This is a genomic window from Pseudomonas sp. IT-P100 (assembly GCF_949767185.1).
Lineage (GTDB): Bacteria > Pseudomonadota > Gammaproteobacteria > Pseudomonadales > Pseudomonadaceae > Aquipseudomonas > Aquipseudomonas fluorescens_B.
In genome coordinates this window covers 59,209-77,593 of the sequence record NZ_CATKQK010000055.1, presented here as the reverse complement: position 1 = coordinate 77,593, position 18,385 = coordinate 59,209, and the positions used below count along the sequence as shown (strand labels likewise).

Below are 18,385 nucleotides of genomic sequence, written 5' to 3'. Positions count from 1 at the left end.
TTTTCATCGGCTTTCAGACTCAAATGATCATTTTGCGGACGGTGATGATATGGAACATCGGTGTGAAGTAGCCGTGGTCGGGCTGGGTGCGATGGGCGCTGCGACGGCCTATCAATTGGCCAAGTCCGGCGTCAGGGTGATCGGTGTCGACCGATACCATCCGCCCCACACCCAGGGCTCCAGCCACGGTGATACGCGTATCACCCGACTGTCGGTCGGGGAAGGCGCGGCTTATCTGCCTGTCGTCCGTAACTCCCACCGGATCTGGCGCGAACTCGAAGCACTGTCCGGCGAGTCGCTGTTCGAGCAGTGTGGCGTGCTGGTCATGACCTCCAGCCCCGACTATGACGCCAATGATGCGAGCGACTTCACCCACCGCACCTTTCAACTGGCGAAAACCTACGGCATCGAGCATGAGGTGTTGTCCGCCGAACAGATTCGCCAACGATTCCCGCAGTTCTCCCCGGTGCTGGACAGCGCCGTCGGCTACTTCGAACCGAGTGGCGGTTTTGTCCGGCCGGAACGCTGCATCGCCGTGCAACTGCGGCTCGCCGAGGAACACGGCGCGACGCTGCTGAAGGGTGAAACCGTCACAGGCATCACTTCGCACGAGCAGGGCGTCACCCTCACCACCGACCAGCGAACGATCCATGCCGACAAAGTCGTGGTCAGTGCTGGCATGTGGTCCCGGGACTTGTTGGGTCAACCGTTCGACCGGTTGTTGCGGGTGTGTCGGCAGAAACTGTTCTGGTTCGAGCTGGAAGAGAACGCCCGGTTTGCGCAGGTCTCGCCGACGTTCATCTTCACCCACGGGCGAGGGCAGTCCTACTACGGCTTTCCGCCGTTACCCGGCGAGAGCAGCCTGAAAGTCGCGACGGAACAGTACAGCGAGGAATCTTCCCCGGACTCCCTGGACCGCACCGTCAGCGCCGCCGAAGCGTGCGACATGTTCGAGACGCAGGTGCGCGGCAGGATCGCCGGTGTGACCTCGCGGGTGGTCAAGTCAGCGGTGTGCGCCTATACCGTCACGCCGGATTCGCACTTCATCATCGACGAGCATCCGACCTTGAAAAACACCCTGGTGGTCTCGGCCTGTTCAGGGCATGGCTTCAAACATTCTGCGGCGTTGGGCGAGGCGGTGGCGCAGTGGTGTGTGCGTGGCTCCAGCGACCTGGATCTGTCGGCGTTTTCGTTGAAGCGGTTTGAGGGGCAATCCTGATTCAGTATTAAGCCAAACCGATGAGCCCGTTGTTTTCCCCCCTTCCTTTGCAATGCCGCGTGTCGGGGTCATGCTGTTCATGTTGCTCGCGTTGGGCTGCGTAGCGGCCCCAAAATCTGACAACCAACGCCGGTTTTTGTGAGTGCTGCGCACTCAAGCGGGAGCAAGCTCCCTCGCTACAGGTTTCTTCTGACCCCGGACGGTGAACGACAGCTTCATACGGAAAATCAAAGCCCCCGGCCGTTACGCCGGGCGATAATGCGGCTACATCTGATACCAATTGGCCACTACCTCCGGTAAAGTGTGCGCCGCTCGAGAGATGGATCCCGGGCGTTTTTCCATGGAGTTACTCAGTGAATTACCTCAGCAAAGTGGTTGCCGTTTCCCTGCTCGGTCTGGTTCTGGCAGGTTGCACCGGCGCGCCGATGAAAACCCAGCAATACGATGCCAGCCAATACACCGTCGTTGGCCACAGCGAAGCGAGCGCCACCGGCCTTATGCTGTTCGGTGTCATCCCGATCCGCCAGAACAACCGTTTCGTTCGCGCACAAGACGCGGCGATCAAGGCCAAGGGCGGCGACGCACTGATCAACACCCAGGTGCAGGAAAACTGGTTCTGGGCCTGGGTCCTGACCGGTTACACCACCAAGGTGTCCGGTGATGTGGTCAAGCTGAAAAACGTTCAGTAAGCTTTCACCAGCACAGCCTGCCGCAATGGCAGGCCGCGCTTGTCGCTACGGTTAAACCAGGTTGATCACGACGTCGATGTTGCCACGGGTCGCCTTCGAATACGGGCAGGTCTGGTGCGCGGCATCCACCAGCGAACGTGCGACAACAGGATCGAGGCCCGGAAGGCTCACGTTGAGACGCGCTTGAAGGAAAAAGGCATTTTCGGTCTTGCCCAGGTCCACTTCGGTATCGACCGCGACGTCAGTCGGCAACGTCACTTTCAATGCAACCGCCGCTTTACCCATGGCGCCGATGAAGCAGGCGGACCAGCCTGCGGCCAGCAGTTGTTCAGGATTGGTGCCACTGCCTGAAGAGCCAGGGGCGGAAAGCTTGATATCCAGACGTCCATCGTCACTTCGCGACTCGCCGTTACGGCCTCCGGTCGTGTGGGTCTTGCCGGTGTAAAGCACGGTGTCGATTTGATTGATCATGGCGGGTTCCTGCTGAGGTTTTTGGGCTCTTCTACATTGCTGTTCACCGGAAAACGTCTGAGTTTCCGATGTGGCCCACTTTTTCATCCTCATGTAGTGCGGATGTGTCCTGATCCGGCACTTGTGTAACGCTGTGTAGGATCGCCGCGAAAAAATACAGATCGATACAAATGCGGGAGCGAGCAAGCTCGTCCCCCACAGGTAAAAGCCTTCACACCTGCTTGTTCAACGCCGCCTCCGTCGCCGCAATTTCCGCCTGACGCTTGACGATCAGATCGCCCGTCGGCGGGCCCTGAAAGCGCCGAGCCTCAAAACCGAACCAGACAATGGCCGTCAGCACCAGGAATCCGATGGTGATGTACAGCGCCCAGTCGTTCGGTGGCTGGATGCCGATGACGAAGATCACCACCATCGACAGGATCGAGAGGATGGCGAACAGTGAATACAACCCGCGTCCCATGTTCCACGGCCCCATGGTCGGCCACTTCGCGGTCCCGTAAGTGAACAGGCCCAGCACGATGGGGATGATGAAAGAGAAGAACAGGAAGATCACCGTGCACGAGACCACGATGGTGTAGACCGGCGTTGCCCCGATCGAGATCACCGACGAGCCCCAGTCGAACAACACCGCCAGGGTAGCGCCGGTCCAGATGGCGGCCACCGGGCTGCGATATTTCGGCGAGACCGAGGCCAGTGCTTTCGAGCAGGGCAGGCCGCCGTCCCGGGAGAAGGCGAAGATCATGCGTGACACCGAGGTCACGGTGGCCAGACCGCAGAGAAACTGCGAGATGAAAATCGCCACGTAAAGCGCCAGTTTGATGGTCGGGCTCACCTGGGCATTCATGGCCCAGAAGAACACGTTCCAGCCCTGTTTCGCCGCTTCGTCCATGCTTGGCAGCATCAGGACGAATGAGCTGAGCATCACCCAACCGAACAGCAACGACCAGACCACCGACATGACCATGCCGCGCGGCACCGACATGGCCGCGTTGTGGGTCTCTTCGGAGGTATGCGCCGACGCGTCATAACCGGTGATGGTGTAGATCGGCAACAGCAGGCCGAGCATGAACACCCAACCGTTCGAAACCTGTGGCCAGACGCTGCCGCCGGCTTCGCCGGAATAGTTGCCGAAGGTCCACAAACGGGCGAATTCATAGCTCGGTGCGGAGATCAGGCAGACGAGGGTCAAGGCAAGCGCCGTGGCAAAAATCAGGTAGCCCGAGAAGTCGGTGAGCTTCGCGGTCAGGCCGATTCCCAAGTGGTTACACAGGGCCTGGATACCGGTCAGGATCGCCAGGAAAATCACCCTGACCGTGGTGGTGTCTTCCATGCCGAGGGCCGGTCCGAAGGCACCGAAAAAGAAGTAGTAGGTGCCGACGTTGATGGCGCCCAGCACGGTGATCAGTCCCAACAGATTGAACCAGGCCGTCAGCCAGCCGGTAAAGCGGTTACCCAGGATCGAGCCCCAGTGATAGAGCCCGCCAGCGGTGGGGTAGGCCGAGGAAATCTGCGCCATGGCCAGGGCAAAAACCCCTGAGATCAGGCACCCGATGGGCCAGCCGATGCCAATCGACGCCCCCCCTGCACCCGACGTGCCCTGGGCCAGTGAGTTGATGCCGCCGGAGAGGATGCAGATGATCGAAAAGGAAATGGCGAAGTTGGAGAAAACACCCATTCGTCGCGAGAGTTGCTGGGCGTAGCCCATGCTGTGCAGCACCTTGATGTCATCGTCGTGCGCGTCGGTGCCAGGCTGGCTTGCTGGGTTCATGCTGTGTACCCCATCAGGTTTTGATTCAATCCACTGGCGTGTGCGCAATGGACTGGCCTTCAACACCTTGTCGTACTGCTCCTTTTCCAACCGATACCACTGACTGCTCCGGATCTAGAGACGGCCGTGAAAAGCCGCATCGAAAATGTGGGCCACGCCGTCCTTGGTCAATGGCAGCGGGTTGCCGCCGGCCGAGGGGTCGACAATTGCCATGTCCGCGATCAGGTCGGCCTGCCGGTCGTCCACGCCCAGTTCAAACAGCGTATGCGGCACGCCGATGTCCTTGCGCAGCTTGAGGACGAAGGCCAGAAAGCTGTCGAAGCCGGGGGAGGGCAGGCGCAGATACGCTGCGAGGCGGGTGATGCGCTCTTCGATGGCCGGGCGATTGAATTGCAGGACATAGGGCATGAACGTGGCGTTGGTCATGCCGTGATGGGTGTCGTACAACGCACCCACCGGATGCGAAAGTGCGTGCATGCCGCCCAGGCCTTTCTGGAATGCGGTGGCGCCCATTGCTGCGGCAGCGAGCATTTGCGCCCGCGCCTCAAGGTCCGAGGGGGTGTGCACGGCGCGCACCAGGGCATTGGCCACCAGGCGCATGCCTTCCACCGCGATGCCGTCGGCCATCGGATGAAAACCGGGGGCACAGTACGATTCCAGGCAATGGGCAAACGCATCCATGCCGGTGCCGGCGGTGACTTTTGCCGGCATGCCGACGGTGAGCGCCGGGTCGCTGATGACCACCCGCGGCATCATTTTGGGGTGGAAGATGATGCGTTTGGTGTGCGTGCTTTCGTCGATGATCACCGCCGCGCGGCCGACCTCGGAACCGGTGCCCGCCGTGGTCGGCACCGCAATGACCGGGGCGATACTGCTTTCGTCGGCGCGGGTCCAGTAGTCGCCGATGTCTTCGAAATCCCACACCGGTCGGGTCTGCCCGCTCATGAAGGCAATGAGTTTGCCCATGTCCAGGCCGCTGCCACCGCCGAAGGCGACCACGCCGTCGTGCTTGCCGGCGCGCCAGGCATCGAGCCCGCCGGCGAGGTTGGCCTCGATGGGGTTGGGCTTGAGGTCACAAAACAGCGCGACGCCCAGGCCGGCAGCGCGCATGGATTCCAACGCTGCCGTGGTGATCGGCGCGCGCGCCAGGCCACTGTCGGTGACCAGCAGCGGTCGCTCGATACCCTGGCTGCGACAGACCTCGGCCAGCTCGGCGATGCGGCCGACACCGAAGCGAATGCTGGTGGGGTAGTTCCAGTTTCCAGTCAGGTTCATGGCCTACACCTCGTGGCGCAGATGAAAGGATTTGGCGCGGGTCAGGTGCTCGTAGCCCAGGCGCGAGAGGGTGACGCCGCGTCCACTGTTCTTGACCCCGGTCCAGGCCAGCGCGGGGTCGAGGTAATCGCAACGGTTCATGAACACGGTGCCGGTGGCGATCTCGTTGCCGAGGCGTTCGGCGGCGGCGAGGTCCCGGGTCCACAGGGATGCGCTGAGGCCGAACGCGCTGTCGTTCATCAGGGCGATGGCTTGGTCGTCACCAGCTACCGGCATGATGCCGACCACCGGGCCAAAGCTTTCGTCGCGCATGACTGACATTTGATGAGTGACATCGACCAATACCTGCGGCGCCAGGTAGGCGCTGCCCGGCGCATCGGCGGGGAAAGTCTTTGGATCGATCAGCGCTCTGGCGCCTTGCGTGAGCGCGTCGGCGATTTGTCCGCGAACAAAGTCGGCGGCGCCCGGTGTCACCATAGGGCCCAGCGTCGTGGCCTCGTCCAGTGGATTGCCCAATACATAGTGGCCAGTCAGTTCGATGAAGCGTTCGACAAATGCCGGATAGATTGTTTGATCGACGTAGATGCGCTCGATGGCGCAGCAGCTTTGCCCGGAATTGAAGAAGCTGCCATCCACCAGATTCTCCACCGCGTGCTCAAGGTTGGCATCGGCGCGAACGTAGGCCGGGTCTTTGCCGCCGAGCTCCAGGCCCACGCCGATGAAACGCCCAGCGGCAGCGGCTTCCATGGCTTTGCCGGCCTCGACCGAACCGGTGAAGTTAACCTGGTGCACGCGGCCGGAAGCGATGATCGCGGACGTCTGCTGATGGTCGAGCAACACGTTGTGGAATAGCCCGTCGGGTAGCTTGGCGCGACGCATGGCTTCGGCGAAACGTTCGCCGACCAGCAGCGTTTGCGTGGCGTGTTTGAGGATCACACTGTTGCCGGCCATCAGCGCCGGGATGATCGTATTCACCGCCGTCAGGTACGGATAATTCCAAGGCGCAACGACCAGCACCGTGCCCAACGGTTCGCGTTTGATAAAGCGCCGAAAACCCGCGACAGGATCGGGTTCCACAGGTGCCAACGCTTCAGGCGCTATCGCGATCATGTGGCGGGCGCGTTCGGCGAAACCGCGCAGTTCTCCCGCGCCAAAGCGCACCGGGCGACCCATCTGCCAGGCCAGTTCCGGCACGATGTCCGCCTGCATCGACAGCATCGCGTCCACGGCGGCGCTGCACAAGGCAGCACGTTCGCTCAGCGATCGGTGCTGCCATAGAACCTGGGCGGTGGCGGCCGCCGACAGGACCTGCTCGATCTGCGCCGTAGAGGCACAATCGCGCTCGACAAAAACCCGGCCATCGACCGGTGAGACAAGCTGAACCTTGGCCGTCATGATGTGCTCAATAGCGCTCGAAGCCGCGCTGCAGTTCCCAGTCGGTGATACGCCGGTCGTACTCTTTTTGCTCCCACTCGGCGGTGTGCACGTAGTGTTCGATCACTTCATCGCCGAACGCCTCGCGCAACATGTTCGAGCCCTTGAGTGCGGAGCACGCGTCGCGCAGGGTTTTCGAGACTTCCGGCAGATCCTCGTCGAGGTAGGCATCGCCCTCGAACGGCGCCGCGAGTTCGAGCTTCTCATCGACACCGGCCAGGCCCGCCGCGATCAGCGCAGCGAAGGCCAGGTAAGGGTTGAGGTCCGCGCCGCCGATGCGGCATTCGATGCGGATGGATTTGCTGGCTTCGGCGCACAAACGAAAGCCGGCGGTGCGATTGTCCCGGCTCCACACTGCCCGCGTCGGTGCGAAGGTGCCGGCCTGGAAGCGCTTGTATGAATTGATGTACGGCGCGAGAAAACAGGTGATGTCGTTGGCGTACTTGAGCTGCCCGGCGACCCAGGCGCGCATCAGTTTCGACATGCCGAACTCGGCTTTCGCGTCGAAAAACAGCGGCTTTTTGGCGTTCTTGTCCCACAGCGAATTATGGATATGGCTGCTGGAGCCGGCGGCGTCATAGCGCCACTTGGCCATGAACGTGATCGCCTTGCCTTGCAACTGCGCGATCTCTTTGCAGGCGTGCTTGATGATGACGTGATGATCGGCCATGGTCATGGCATCGGCGTAACGGATGTTGATTTCTTCCTGGCCGGGTCCCCATTCGCCCTTGGAGTTTTCCACGGGAATGCCCGACGCCTGCAAATGTTTGCGAATCGCCCGCAGCACCGGCTCCTCGCGGGTGGTCTGCAGGATGTTGTAGTCCTCGATGTAATGGCCGGCGGTTTTCGGTTTGTGATAATTGCGCTTGTGGATCGCCTCGTAGCTCTCATCGAACAGATAGAACTCGAGTTCCGACGCGAACATGCCGGTGTAGCCGCGTTCGCGCAGGCGCTCGACCTGTTTTTTCAGAATCGCCCGCGGGCTGTGGGGCAAGTCTTTTCGATGGTGATGATCGAGCACATCGCACAGCACCAGCGCCGTGCATTCCAGCCAGGGCACGCGGCGCAGCGTGGACATGTCGGGCTTGAGGACGAAGTCGCCATAGCCTTTGCTCCAGCTGGCCGCGGCGTAACCGGGGACCGGTTCCATGTCGATGTCATCGGCCAGCAGGTAGTTGCAACAGTGGGTTTCTTCGTGACCACTGTCGATGAAAAACTCGACCTGGAAGCGCTTGCCGACCAGGCGTCCCTGCATGTCAACCATGCAGACCAGTACGGTATCGATTTCACCAGCGGCAGCAGCGCGCTTGAGCGCATCAAAACTGAGAAGGGGCTCGGTCATCACGTCAATCCTGCGTGAAAGGGTTGGGCCTGTCTGAGATAGCTGTTGCAGACGCTCTCCAGAAAAACCAAAACCCTGCAGAATCGAGCATCGTGAGCAATGAGCTGATCCAAGCTTAGCCTACTGTTGAAAACTGCAAGTCCACATGACCCCAAGCCCGCTGAATCAAAGGCGTGTAGCCAATCCGGCGCAAACGATCCGGCACGCCCCTGGCACCGTCTTGACCGATTGCGGGATCAGTGCCGGACCCGCGCACCCCGTCGACGCTTGAGTGACCAGTGCCCGTCAGGCTGCTGCAATCGGGTAAGGTAGGCGCGAAAATGCACCGGCTGCGCCGATTGACCTCACTGGAACCGAACATGATGAAAGCCGTAAGCCTCACCTTCGTCCTTGCACTGACGGCAGGGGCATTTTGCACACCGGTGGCAGCGGCGGGGGATGTTGAAGCCGGGGCGAAACTGTTCACGCGGATCTGCGGTGGCTGCCATCAAGTGGGCGAGTCGGCCCGGGGCGGTTTCGGCCCGCCACTCAACGGCATCTTCGGCCGCCCTTCGGGAAGCTCGGCGGACTACCAGTACTCCGACGCGATGAAATCCGCCGGCATTGTCTGGACCCGCGAGACACTGACGGCTTACCTCGAAGCGCCGAAGAAAGTGGTGCCGGGCACCCGGATGATTTTCTGGGGGCTCAGCGATCCAGAGAAGATCGAGGATGTGCTGGCGTACTTGCAGACGTTTCAGCCGCAGTAGCCCATCAATCCGTCACGCACAAATCCCCGGTGGCGCGGATCAGTGCCTGGCCATGCAGGCCATCCTTGATCAGCGCGGATCGCTCCTTGGCCAGCCAATGGGCACAGTTCGGGTCTTTGCGATAAGGCGCGAAATCGGCGTAGTGCTGCAACAGGCGGTTTTGCAGCTCATCCAGCCGTGGGCGGATTTGATGGGCAAGGTCCGGCCGTGGCGTGTCCGGCGCCTTGCCCGACGCTTGCCATTGCGCGAGCAGTCCGTATTGCACCAGCTTGTTGGCTTCGATCTGTGCGGCGATCAACTCCGCGACCTCGTCCGGGTCGAGATTACGGGTAACGGCCTGCTTCCTGGCGTTGGCGATGACCTGCGCTTCCCGGACGCTGTCCTGGATCGGTTTGTGGCTGTCCCATTTGGTCAATGCCACCAGGTCAGCGATGTTCAGGCGTTCGTTCATCGTCACCAGCAGCGGCTGCAGACTGTCGGGCGCCGGGGATGGCGTGGCGGCGTGTGCACCGCAAGCGAGTAAACCGGACAGGGCGCAGGTCAGCAGCAGCGGCAGGCGTGGGAAACACAACATGGGCAAACCTCATTGGGTACGGGACTCGCAATCAGGTGCTATTTATCACAAGTGAGACAGCGACATTAAGCAGGGGCTGATTTTTGTGCATGAAAAAGCCCGGCGGGTCAGGCCGGGCTTTTTGTCGGGTACTGCGGCAAGGCTATTCATTCATGCAGCGCGGCTTTCGATCAGACGGTCGGAACCACCTTCGGCCACGCGGTTTTCGATCAGACGATCGGAGCCACCTTCGGCCACGCGGTTTTCGATCAGACGGTCGGAGCCACCTTCGGCGACGCGGTTTTCGATCAGGCGGTCGGAGCCACCTTCGGCGACGCGGTTTTCGATAAGGCGGTCGGAGCCACCTTCGGCGACGCGGTTTTCGATCAGACGATCCGAACCACCCTCAGCCACACGGCTTTCAATCAGACGATCCGAACCGCCTTCAGCGACAACCGGGTGAGCAGAAGAAGCGGCGAAAGCGTTAACTGCAAAAACCGAGAAAGCGATGCTGAGGAAGAGTTGGCGTTTCATGATGGTGTGCTCCGGGGTGTAGTTGTTGGGTATGGAGCTGATGTTACGCCGCGGATTTTTTATGAGAACTTCATTGAGTTGATGGTGACTATCGACGTCGGCAATGGTCCTCGGACTTCCATTGCGCCAGCCTGTCGTCGGTTGCAGCGCTGGGGCAGAACCTGCGGGGTATGCTGGATCTCTTGAACGATCGACGGTCTCCAGGAAATCAGACCGTGGCAAGGCGTTTCCTGAGAGGTTCCAGGCTCTGATCGAGAGGGTAAACCGATGCACGACTATTACGATTTGGGCACTTACAGCCGCCCCGTAACGACCCGTTCACCACAGGCTCAGCTCTGGTTCGACCGGGGATTGTTATGGTGCTACGGCTACAACCACGACGAATCCATCCGCTGTTTCCGCAAGGCGATCGAACATGACCACGATTGCGCGATGGCCTACTGGGGCATCGCCTATGCTTCCGGCCCCAATTACAACAAACGCTGGGATGCGTTTATCGAACAGGAATTGAAAGACGCCGTCACCCAGGCCCGGCTGGCGACGCGTGCCGCGCTTGCGCATGGCGAGGGTGCAAAACCGGTGGAACAGGCGCTGATCCGGGCGCTGGAGCAACGCTATCAGGCTGACGAGGCCGCCAGCGTTGAACAACTTTTCGACTGGAACGATGCCTACGCGGCGTCGATGCGCGATGTCTATAAAGCCTTTCCCGACGATCCGGATGTGGCGGCGCTGTTTGCCGAAGCCTTGATCGACCGCACACCCTGGCTGCTGTGGGATCTGAAAACCGGCGAGCCTGCGCCGGGTGCCGACACCCTGGAAGCGCTGGCCGTGCTGGAGCAGGCGATGCGGCGGGTAGCGGACAAAGCCGGATGGCGAGTGGATATCTGCGCGAAGGTGATTATGCTTCAGGAAACCTTGCAGCGATGTGAGGCGGTCAGCCTGTTGCCAGGCTTCATGAAATCGGTAATCCGATGACTTCAGCCCAGGGCCTGGGTACGACGATGGTAGTGAGGTGCTCCGGCCTACAACAAGAGCAAGACGGAGAAGACTCATGGCCGCAATCGACACCACCACGGGCAACTTGCCCAACCACGGGATCACCAGGGAGGAGCGCAAAGTCATCTTCGCCTCGTCCCTGGGCACTGTGTTCGAATGGTACGACTTCTACCTTTACGGTTCCCTCGCGGCGATCATCGCCAAGCACTTTTTCGCCGGCGTCAACGAGACCACGTCCTTCATCTTCGCGCTGCTCGCGTTCGCGGCGGGGTTTGCCGTGCGGCCATTCGGCGCGATTGTGTTCGGCCGACTGGGCGACATGATCGGGCGCAAGCACACCTTCCTGATCACCATTGTCATCATGGGTGTCTCCACTGCCATCGTCGGTTTTCTGCCGGGCTACGCGACCATCGGCGTGGCGGCACCGATCATCCTGATTACCCTGCGCCTGCTGCAAGGCCTGGCCCTGGGCGGTGAATACGGCGGGGCGGCGACCTACGTGGCCGAGCATGCGCCGAAGGGGCGGCGCGGTTATTTCACCTCGTGGATACAAACCACCGCGACCCTCGGTCTGTTCCTGTCGCTGCTGGTGATCCTCGCCTGCCGCACGATTCTCGGCACTGAAGCCTTCGAGGCCTGGGGCTGGCGGATTCCGTTCCTGCTGTCGATCCTGTTGCTGATCGTCTCGGTGTACATCCGCCTGCAACTCAGTGAGTCCCCGGTGTTCTTGAAGATGAAGGCTGAGGGCAAGGCGTCCAAGGCGCCGCTGACTGAATCCTTCGCTCGCTGGGAAAACCTGAAGATTGTGATCATGGCTTTGCTCGGCGGTACGGCTGGCCAGGCCGTCGTCTGGTACACCGGGCAGTTCTACGCGCTGTTCTTCCTGCTGCAGACCCTGAAGATCGACGCGCAGACCGCCAACTTGCTGATTGCCGGCTCCCTGCTGATCGGCACGCCGTTTTTCGTGATATTCGGCAGCCTGTCCGACCGCATCGGTCGCAAGGGCATCATCATGGCGGGCTGCATCCTGGCGGCGGTGACCTACTTCCCGATCTTCCACGCGTTGACCCAGTACGGTAACCCTGACGTGTTCATCGCCCAGGATAAGAATCCGGTCACGGTGGTCGCTGATCCGGACCAGTGCTCGTTCCAGTTCGACCCGGTGGGTAAAGCCAGATTCACCAGTTCCTGCGACCTCGCCAAAACGGTGCTGGCGAAGCGGGCCATTCCCTATAAAAACGTGAAGGCTGAGCCGGGCGCAGTCGCGCAGGTTCGTATCGGCGACAAAGTGATCCCGAGCTTCGAAGGCACCGGCATGCCGGCCGCCGACTTCAAGACCCGCAACGACGCCTTCACCGCCACCCTCGGCACTGCCCTCAAGGACGCCGGTTACCCCGAGAAGGCTGACCCGGCCAAGACCAATTACCCGATGGTGTTGTTACTGCTGACTATCCTGGTGATCTACGTGACCATGGTCTACGGTCCGATCGCTGCGTGGCTGGTGGAACTGTTCCCGGCGCGCATCCGTTACACCTCGATGTCGCTGCCGTACCACATCGGCAACGGTTGGTTCGGCGGCTTCCTGCCGACGGTGGCATTTGCCATGGTCGCGGCCACGGGGGATATCTACTACGGGTTGTGGTACCCGATTGTCATTGCGGTGTTGACTGCAATACTCGGTACGTTCTTCCTGCCGGAAACCAAGGATCGGGAAATTCATCACACCTAGGGCTGGCGTTCGCCCTCTCTCGCGGGGGAGAGGGCGAGGTTGTCATGGCTGATGCTGGCTGACCCAATGCTGGCCGACCGCACCATCCTCGCCCTGCACCGGATCGCGCTCGGGAAACGGCAGCGTGTTGATGCTTGCCTGTTGCTCGGCACTCGGTGCCTCGCGGCAAATATCGGCGTGCTGCCCGGGCGGGTAGGCACCGACTACCAGAAAATCGTCGCTTGAACCCAGGTTGCAGTGGCCCGTGCCCGCTGGCAGCAGCACCACATCACCCGCACTGACTTCCAGTACATGACCGTCCGGACCGCCCAGCATCAAACGCGCATGACCGCTGGCGATGCCAAGCACTTCATGGCCTTCGGTGTGATAGTGGTGAAAGTCGTAGACCCCGTAACGCCATTGCGGTGGCCAGCCATTGGCCTTGAACGTTTTCTCGAACAGCGCCGCCGGATCGTTGCCCTGGACGGCAATGGCCTTGGGGTAAATGAGTACCGGCAGGCGCGGATTGTTGGGCACCCAGTCGTTGGCTTCGAGCAACAGGGGTTGCGCGGGGGCGGGAAGGGAATGCGAACGGGCCATTGGAATCTCCGGAGCGGTTGACGCTGATTCCGGTGTGACCAGTGCCCCGGTGGCGAATTCGGCTCGGCAGACGAACAGTATCTGAAGGTTCGCACTTCTCCGAGAAAGAATGTGTGGGCACCAGCCCGAATCAACCGGACGACAGTAGGTCATCGGCGGTGAACACCCATGTCATGCTCGCTAAAAATCCGCTGTGGGAGCTGGCTTGCCAGCGATGGAGGTTCACAGCGCGTTCATTCAGCACGCGTTATCGTTAACGTCGCAGCGCGCCGGGCCCATCCTGGTCGGCATCAAGATCGGGCTGGCGCGATACGCGAGAGGCGTGTTGCGGCTTCACCTCAATGAAGGACATTCATTTATTTTGAGCAAGAAAAAGCCCGGCTGATCAGGCCGGGCTTTTTGTCGAGTTCTGCGTTAAGGCTATTCATTCATACAGCGCGGCTTTCGATCAGGCGGTCGGAACCACCTTCGGCAACGCGGTTTTCGATCAGGCGGTCGGAACCACCTTCGGCAACGCGGTTTTCGATCAGACGGTCGGAACCACCTTCGGCGACGCGGTTTTCGATCAGACGGTCGGAACCACCTTCGGCGACGCGGTTTTCGATCAGGCGGTCGGAGCCACCTTCGGCGACGCGGTTTTCGATCAGGCGGTCGGAACCACCTTCGGCGACGCGGTTTTCGATCAGACGGTCGGAACCACCTTCGGCGACGCGGTTTTCGATCAGACGATCCGAACCACCCTCAGCCACACGGCTTTCAATCAGACGATCCGAGCCGCCTTCAGCGACAACCGAATGAGCAGAAGAAGCGGCGAAAGCGTTAACTGCAAAAACCGAGAAAGCGATGCTGAGAAGGATTTGGCGTTTCATGAGTGTGTGCTCCGGGGTGTAGTTGTTTGGTATGGAGGCGATGTTACGCCGCAGAATTTTTAAGAGAACTTCATTGAATTAATGGTGACCATTGACGAAACCAATAGATGGACGAGGCCCATGTCGTACGAGTGATGGCACCTGGCTACGCGTTGCTTGATTGGATCCACAGTGGCACCCTCAGCGCCCGTTGCACCAAGGAGCCAGGTGATCAAGGAATGAGTGGATACGTACCCAACCCCCCGAAAAACTTCCGCTACGACGAAGCCAAACCCGTCGACATCCACGCCAAGCGCTGGGCCGAGTATGAGAAATACGGCAAGGCACCGGCGGCGGCGAAGGAAAAAGTCAGAGTTGCGTTGCGCATTGGCGTGTTCTTTGACGGAACGCTGAACAATGCGGGTAACTCCGCGTCAGGATTATTGTGCGGCGCCCATCACCCGATTCGCCCGGAAGACGTCGATGCGAGCTGCAAGCCGTATATGGCGGATCCGGAGGGGAGTTATGGGAATGATGTGAGTAATGTTTTCAGACTGTATGAACTGTACCCAGCCAACAAAGATGTGAAGGGGGAAGGCACGCCTACACTGGCGTTGCGAAGTCTGTACATCGACGGCATCGGTACGGAAAGCGGGAGCAAAGACAGCTTTGGTAATGCCGCCACCGGACGGGGTGAAACGGGTGTCGCGAGTAAGGTCCAAAACGCATTTTCTCGGCTGAAAGTCCTGATCAAACAAGTCGTCGATCAAAACCCCTGCGGTGAAATCACTTCGCTAACCTTCGATACGTTTGGTTTCAGTCGAGGAGCTGCGGCGGCCAGGCATTTTGCAAATGAGGTCGTGCGCTGCCAGCAGGGGCCACTGGAGGAGGTGTTGCGTAGCAGTCCCAATGGTTTTAGCGCCAGCTTTACAGGTCAGTACAACAGCGAAATTCTGATGGGCTTCATCGGTCTGTTTGATACTGTTCCTTCTGTCGCGGGATTCACCAATCTTGGGAATATCCAGAGTCCAGTCGCTCCTGGAATCAAGCTTTACCTGGACCGCAAATACTTTACCGATGTCGTTCAAATTACCGCCCGTGACGAACGCCGTGCCAATTTTGCGTTGAGCACAGTGATTCCTGCGCATACTGAAATCCCGGTACCAGGGGTGCACTCCGATATTGGCGGTGGTTACCGTGAGGAAGTGGAGGAGTGCGTGCTGGTCAGCCCTATGCAGGCACTCACGGTCCCCAATGGTACCGATGTCAAAACTACATCCATCTACCGGGATGCAATACAGAAAAAAGCAAAAATGGTCGCCGACGGTTGGCCTGAGACGATGCTGGATGTGATCACTCCAAAGCCAACATTGGCACATGACAATGAGCAGCGGAGGTTAGGACCAAAGGAACTACGGGTGTATGCAGGAGTGCAACTCAAGCGCGCAGTCAGCGGCAAACTATCGTTGGTGTATTTACGCTTGATGTACAAATTGGCTAAAGAGAACGGCGTTCAGTTTGAAGCGCTTGATGAGAACGATCCCGCGTACAGTTTACCTTCTGAGCTTCAACCAATTTGCGCCAAGATCCTCGCCGGGAATTACCAACTTGATCCCGGTGAAGAAAAGCTATTGAAACTCAAATACATTCATACTTCTGCCAATTGGAATAATCCTATTGGCGCTAGCCGCGAACGCGGCGTGACTGTTCGTTACACCAATGCACCCACTGACGATGGCATTCGGGTGCGACATCCTCATGTATCTGACTCTAACTGGAGAACGTTTTAATGCGCTCGATCCTAATATTACTGGGCGCGTTTTTTGTAGCCGGATGTCAGGCAGCCGACCCACTTTCCAGCGAAAACGACCCTAAAGATCAATGGTGGAGCCTCAGCTTCGTTGAGCCCGCCTACATGAAGGTATGGGTGGAAGACTCTGCCGTAGAAGACATCAACGGCAAGCGGTTTAATCGAACGGGTGGAGGCACAGCAGGTAGCCATGACTCCGAGGACGGTACCGAAGCAGCTCGTGGCTGGAGTAAATATATAAGCAGCGGCATCCGTGGCGTAGTTGGAGCAGATCTACCGAAACGCATCTTTGTCCGATGGCAGTCGGTTGTCGAGTCGAAGACCTATCGTGGGTGGGTCGATATACCCGAAGAAGCACGGCAGATCATGCACGCCTCGGTCAATGAGCGATGCCCGGCGACGCCCGACGAGCCAGCCAACTACATAACCATGGTTTACCTCGGACTTGCCCCCGGCGGCATCGTACAGGTGTGGGTGACTGATAAATGCTTGAAGTCAGTCAAGGTTGCTCGTGCCCAAGCAGAAATAGAACCCTTGGGACCCCACCTCGGAAAATCCGGTGGCAACTATTACCCGTTGTCCGACGAGTCCAAACGCTACGTCGAACAATTCGGCATCCCCTACGGCAGCTGGTAATCATCACCGCACAAAAAAAAACGGGCGCCTATCAAGGCGCCCGTTTTCATTCCCGCATTACGCCGTCATGCTTCACTGATCTGACTGACACTCGTCACCTGCCCATTCCAGATCATCTCGTAATGCGCCGCCTGAACAACCGATAAAACCGGCTTCGGCGTCATCAATGCCCAGCAATGACTGCCGTGCATTCGCACTGAGTTGTAACGAAGCCCGGGACAACCCGCCACTTTGACCAACTTCCCCAAATGCCGGGAATGCGTGTAATCGTCCGGATCATAAACAGGGTCGGTCATCGCAATGGACGTCGCATCCTTCATCCCTGCATCCACAAAAGAGCAGGACAACCCCCGGAAAACGAACCGCTCATAGTTCAGGCCCGGCACGTTCGACCAGTACAGACTCTGGTGATGCTTCACTTCGGCCAATGCCGTTTCCAGTGTGTCCGCCAGGTACAGCACCCCGAAACGGCCATCGCTGAACCGCGAACCCGCGGGGTTGACGTGGGTGAATGGTGCTGTGGCGTAAGAGCAGCCTGGAATACCGAACGGGATTTCACTGCGGCGAATCAGCTCAAGGCGACCCACTTCATTTTTCAACCTGGGGTTGGTGAGTTCCTGTATCTGATACAGCACCTCGAACTCGTCGGCGTCGGCGACATCATCAAACAACGCCACCGGCGGGAACTTGGAATTGACCAGTCGATAGGCCTGCAATGGCTCACCGGCAAGTTCTGCCAGTTCGCTCAGCCTCACCATTGCGCACCACGCAGCACGTCGATGCGCCGAAAGGTTTCATACAGCGAAATCATATCGCCCTGAGCCATGATCTCGAGCGGCGAGCGACCGTTGAAGAATTCGTTATCGTTGGCCATCGACGGGAAGCCGTAGACGTTCTCCGGGTTATCGAACACCAGGCGCAAGGCGGCGTGGATGTTGAGCACAAAACTGATGCGTTGCATCTGGTCCGCGTCCAGCGCCACGGCCCAGTCGGGATCGAGCTGCCGTGCGCGGGTGTAGGTGCTGCGGGAAATGCGCAGGATACGGCAGGCCTGATCGCTGGACGCTCCCCACTTTTCGAGGATGCCGACAGCGGCCCGCAGGCCCGTTACACACTGGCGCTTGCTGAAGGCTTGTTGCTGGAGGGCAACGGCCATATCCAATACCTCTTTTTGAATCCATGGATTCAAAGTTAGGTAAAAAGCGTCTATAGAGCAAGTTCATCGCGACCAGTGGAGGCTGCTATCGTTATAAACCTAGCGACCGTACGAATGAGAGGAGGCGCAACATGGACCGTTTTACCGGCGGTTGCCTGTGCGGCAACGTTCGAATTGAAGCGTCGGGACGCCCTTACCGGGTTGGCCTGTGCCACTGTCTCGACTGCCGCAAGCACCATGGCGCGCTGTTTCACGCTTGCGCGATATTCCCGCAGGACGCGGTGACGATCACCGGTGAAACTCGCGACTACGCCGGGCGGTGTTTCTGTCCGCGCTGCGGCTCTTCGGTTTTCGCCCGCAGCGACGACGAAATCGAAGTGAGCCTGGGATCCCTGGATGCTCCCGACCAACTGACGCCCACTTACGAAAGCTGGATCACCCGTCGCGAGTCCTGGTTGCCGTCGTTTCCGCTCACGAGAAAATACGCGCGCGACCGTGAGGGCACGGGGCGTTTTGAGGAGTAGGGCGCGACGAAAGGCGCGAGGGCGTCATGCCTTTCGTCCGGAACGCTCAGCCAGCAAGCCCGCGTTCCACCAG

At 59.6% G+C, this 18,385-nt stretch carries 19 protein-coding genes; 8 read left to right on the top strand and 11 right to left on the bottom strand.

The window, feature by feature from the left end:
* The first annotated feature begins 49 nt into the window (after positions 1-49).
* Together solA and ACM6IQ_RS24260 are read left to right on the top strand one after the other, a co-directional pair.
* The gene (gene solA, locus ACM6IQ_RS24265; RefSeq protein ID WP_414880052.1) at positions 50-1,219 is read left to right on the top strand and encodes an N-methyl-L-tryptophan oxidase; all 1,170 of its coding nucleotides are present in this window, start codon (positions 50-52) and stop codon (positions 1,217-1,219) included.
* Positions 1,220-1,572: 353 nt separating this feature from the next.
* Positions 1,573-1,908, top strand: a complete 336-nt coding sequence (locus tag ACM6IQ_RS24260; protein WP_017339310.1) for a hypothetical protein — start codon at positions 1,573-1,575, stop codon at positions 1,906-1,908.
* A gap of 51 nt (positions 1,909-1,959) precedes the next feature.
* Here the strand turns inward: ACM6IQ_RS24260 and ACM6IQ_RS24255 are convergent, their stop codons facing one another.
* The 5 genes from ACM6IQ_RS24255 to ACM6IQ_RS24235 form a co-directional block, all read right to left on the bottom strand.
* On the bottom strand, positions 1,960-2,379 hold the full coding sequence (locus ACM6IQ_RS24255) for an organic hydroperoxide resistance protein (protein WP_017339309.1): 420 nt from the start codon (positions 2,377-2,379) through the stop codon (positions 1,960-1,962).
* Between the two features lie 211 nt (positions 2,380-2,590).
* Positions 2,591-4,147 carry an amino acid permease gene (locus tag ACM6IQ_RS24250; protein WP_414880051.1) on the bottom strand — a complete coding sequence of 519 codons (1,557 nt, stop codon included), beginning with the start codon at positions 4,145-4,147 and terminating at the stop codon, positions 2,591-2,593.
* A gap of 114 nt (positions 4,148-4,261) precedes the next feature.
* Positions 4,262-5,422 carry an iron-containing alcohol dehydrogenase gene (locus ACM6IQ_RS24245; RefSeq protein ID WP_414880050.1) on the bottom strand — a complete coding sequence of 387 codons (1,161 nt, stop codon included), beginning with the start codon at positions 5,420-5,422 and terminating at the stop codon, positions 4,262-4,264.
* Between the two features lie 3 nt (positions 5,423-5,425).
* Complete coding sequence (locus ACM6IQ_RS24240; protein WP_414880049.1) at positions 5,426-6,817, bottom strand: aldehyde dehydrogenase family protein; 1,392 nt, start codon at positions 6,815-6,817, stop codon at positions 5,426-5,428.
* Positions 6,818-6,824: 7 nt separating this feature from the next.
* Positions 6,825-8,198, bottom strand: a complete 1,374-nt coding sequence (locus ACM6IQ_RS24235) for a glutamine synthetase family protein (protein WP_414880048.1) — start codon at positions 8,196-8,198, stop codon at positions 6,825-6,827.
* Between the two features lie 359 nt (positions 8,199-8,557).
* Between ACM6IQ_RS24235 and ACM6IQ_RS24230 the strand changes: the two genes are divergently transcribed.
* Complete coding sequence (locus tag ACM6IQ_RS24230) at positions 8,558-8,947, top strand: c-type cytochrome (RefSeq protein ID WP_031318991.1); 390 nt, start codon at positions 8,558-8,560, stop codon at positions 8,945-8,947.
* A 4-nt stretch (positions 8,948-8,951) separates the two neighbouring features.
* Here the strand turns inward: ACM6IQ_RS24230 and ACM6IQ_RS24225 are convergent, their stop codons facing one another.
* Positions 8,952-9,521 (bottom strand): chorismate mutase, encoded by a 570-nt coding sequence (locus tag ACM6IQ_RS24225; RefSeq protein WP_017339303.1) that lies wholly within the window; start codon positions 9,519-9,521, stop codon positions 8,952-8,954.
* A gap of 150 nt (positions 9,522-9,671) precedes the next feature.
* On the bottom strand, positions 9,672-10,034 hold the full coding sequence (locus tag ACM6IQ_RS24220) for a hypothetical protein (RefSeq protein ID WP_414880047.1): 363 nt from the start codon (positions 10,032-10,034) through the stop codon (positions 9,672-9,674).
* A 267-nt stretch (positions 10,035-10,301) separates the two neighbouring features.
* Here ACM6IQ_RS24220 and ACM6IQ_RS24215 point away from each other — a divergent pair, with 267 nt between their 5' ends.
* A complete protein-coding gene (locus ACM6IQ_RS24215) occupies positions 10,302-11,009 on the top strand; it encodes a hypothetical protein (RefSeq protein WP_414880046.1) in 708 nt (235 codons plus the stop codon).
* 76 nt (positions 11,010-11,085) lie between these two features.
* On the top strand, positions 11,086-12,759 hold the full coding sequence (locus ACM6IQ_RS24210; RefSeq protein ID WP_414880045.1) for an MFS transporter: 1,674 nt from the start codon (positions 11,086-11,088) through the stop codon (positions 12,757-12,759).
* A gap of 42 nt (positions 12,760-12,801) precedes the next feature.
* Here the strand turns inward: ACM6IQ_RS24210 and ACM6IQ_RS24205 are convergent, their stop codons facing one another.
* On the bottom strand, positions 12,802-13,338 hold the full coding sequence (locus ACM6IQ_RS24205) for a cupin (protein ID WP_414880044.1): 537 nt from the start codon (positions 13,336-13,338) through the stop codon (positions 12,802-12,804).
* 428 nt (positions 13,339-13,766) lie between these two features.
* Positions 13,767-14,207 carry a phage infection protein gene (locus ACM6IQ_RS24200; RefSeq protein ID WP_414880043.1) on the bottom strand — a complete coding sequence of 147 codons (441 nt, stop codon included), beginning with the start codon at positions 14,205-14,207 and terminating at the stop codon, positions 13,767-13,769.
* Positions 14,208-14,425: 218 nt separating this feature from the next.
* On the opposite strand from ACM6IQ_RS24200, the gene ACM6IQ_RS24195 reads away from it, so the two are divergent.
* Together ACM6IQ_RS24195 and ACM6IQ_RS24190 are read left to right on the top strand one after the other, a co-directional pair.
* Positions 14,426-15,976 carry a T6SS phospholipase effector Tle1-like catalytic domain-containing protein gene (locus ACM6IQ_RS24195; RefSeq protein ID WP_414880042.1) on the top strand — a complete coding sequence of 517 codons (1,551 nt, stop codon included), beginning with the start codon at positions 14,426-14,428 and terminating at the stop codon, positions 15,974-15,976.
* Positions 15,976-16,632 (top strand): DUF2931 family protein, encoded by a 657-nt coding sequence (locus tag ACM6IQ_RS24190; RefSeq protein WP_052909711.1) that lies wholly within the window; start codon positions 15,976-15,978, stop codon positions 16,630-16,632. The genes ACM6IQ_RS24195 and ACM6IQ_RS24190 overlap by 1 nt, the downstream gene beginning before the upstream one ends.
* 65 nt (positions 16,633-16,697) lie before the next feature.
* On the opposite strand, the gene ACM6IQ_RS24185 is transcribed toward ACM6IQ_RS24190, so the two are convergent.
* Complete coding sequence (locus ACM6IQ_RS24185) at positions 16,698-17,390, bottom strand: RES family NAD+ phosphorylase (RefSeq protein WP_414880041.1); 693 nt, start codon at positions 17,388-17,390, stop codon at positions 16,698-16,700.
* Positions 17,384-17,788 (bottom strand): antitoxin Xre-like helix-turn-helix domain-containing protein, encoded by a 405-nt coding sequence (locus ACM6IQ_RS24180; RefSeq protein ID WP_017338284.1) that lies wholly within the window; start codon positions 17,786-17,788, stop codon positions 17,384-17,386. The genes ACM6IQ_RS24185 and ACM6IQ_RS24180 overlap by 7 nt, the downstream gene beginning before the upstream one ends.
* Before the next feature lie 131 nt (positions 17,789-17,919).
* On the opposite strand from ACM6IQ_RS24180, the gene ACM6IQ_RS24175 reads away from it, so the two are divergent.
* Positions 17,920-18,312, top strand: coding sequence for a GFA family protein (locus ACM6IQ_RS24175; RefSeq protein WP_414880040.1), 393 nt, complete (start codon positions 17,920-17,922; stop codon positions 18,310-18,312).
* Positions 18,313-18,385: the final 73 nt, after the last annotated feature.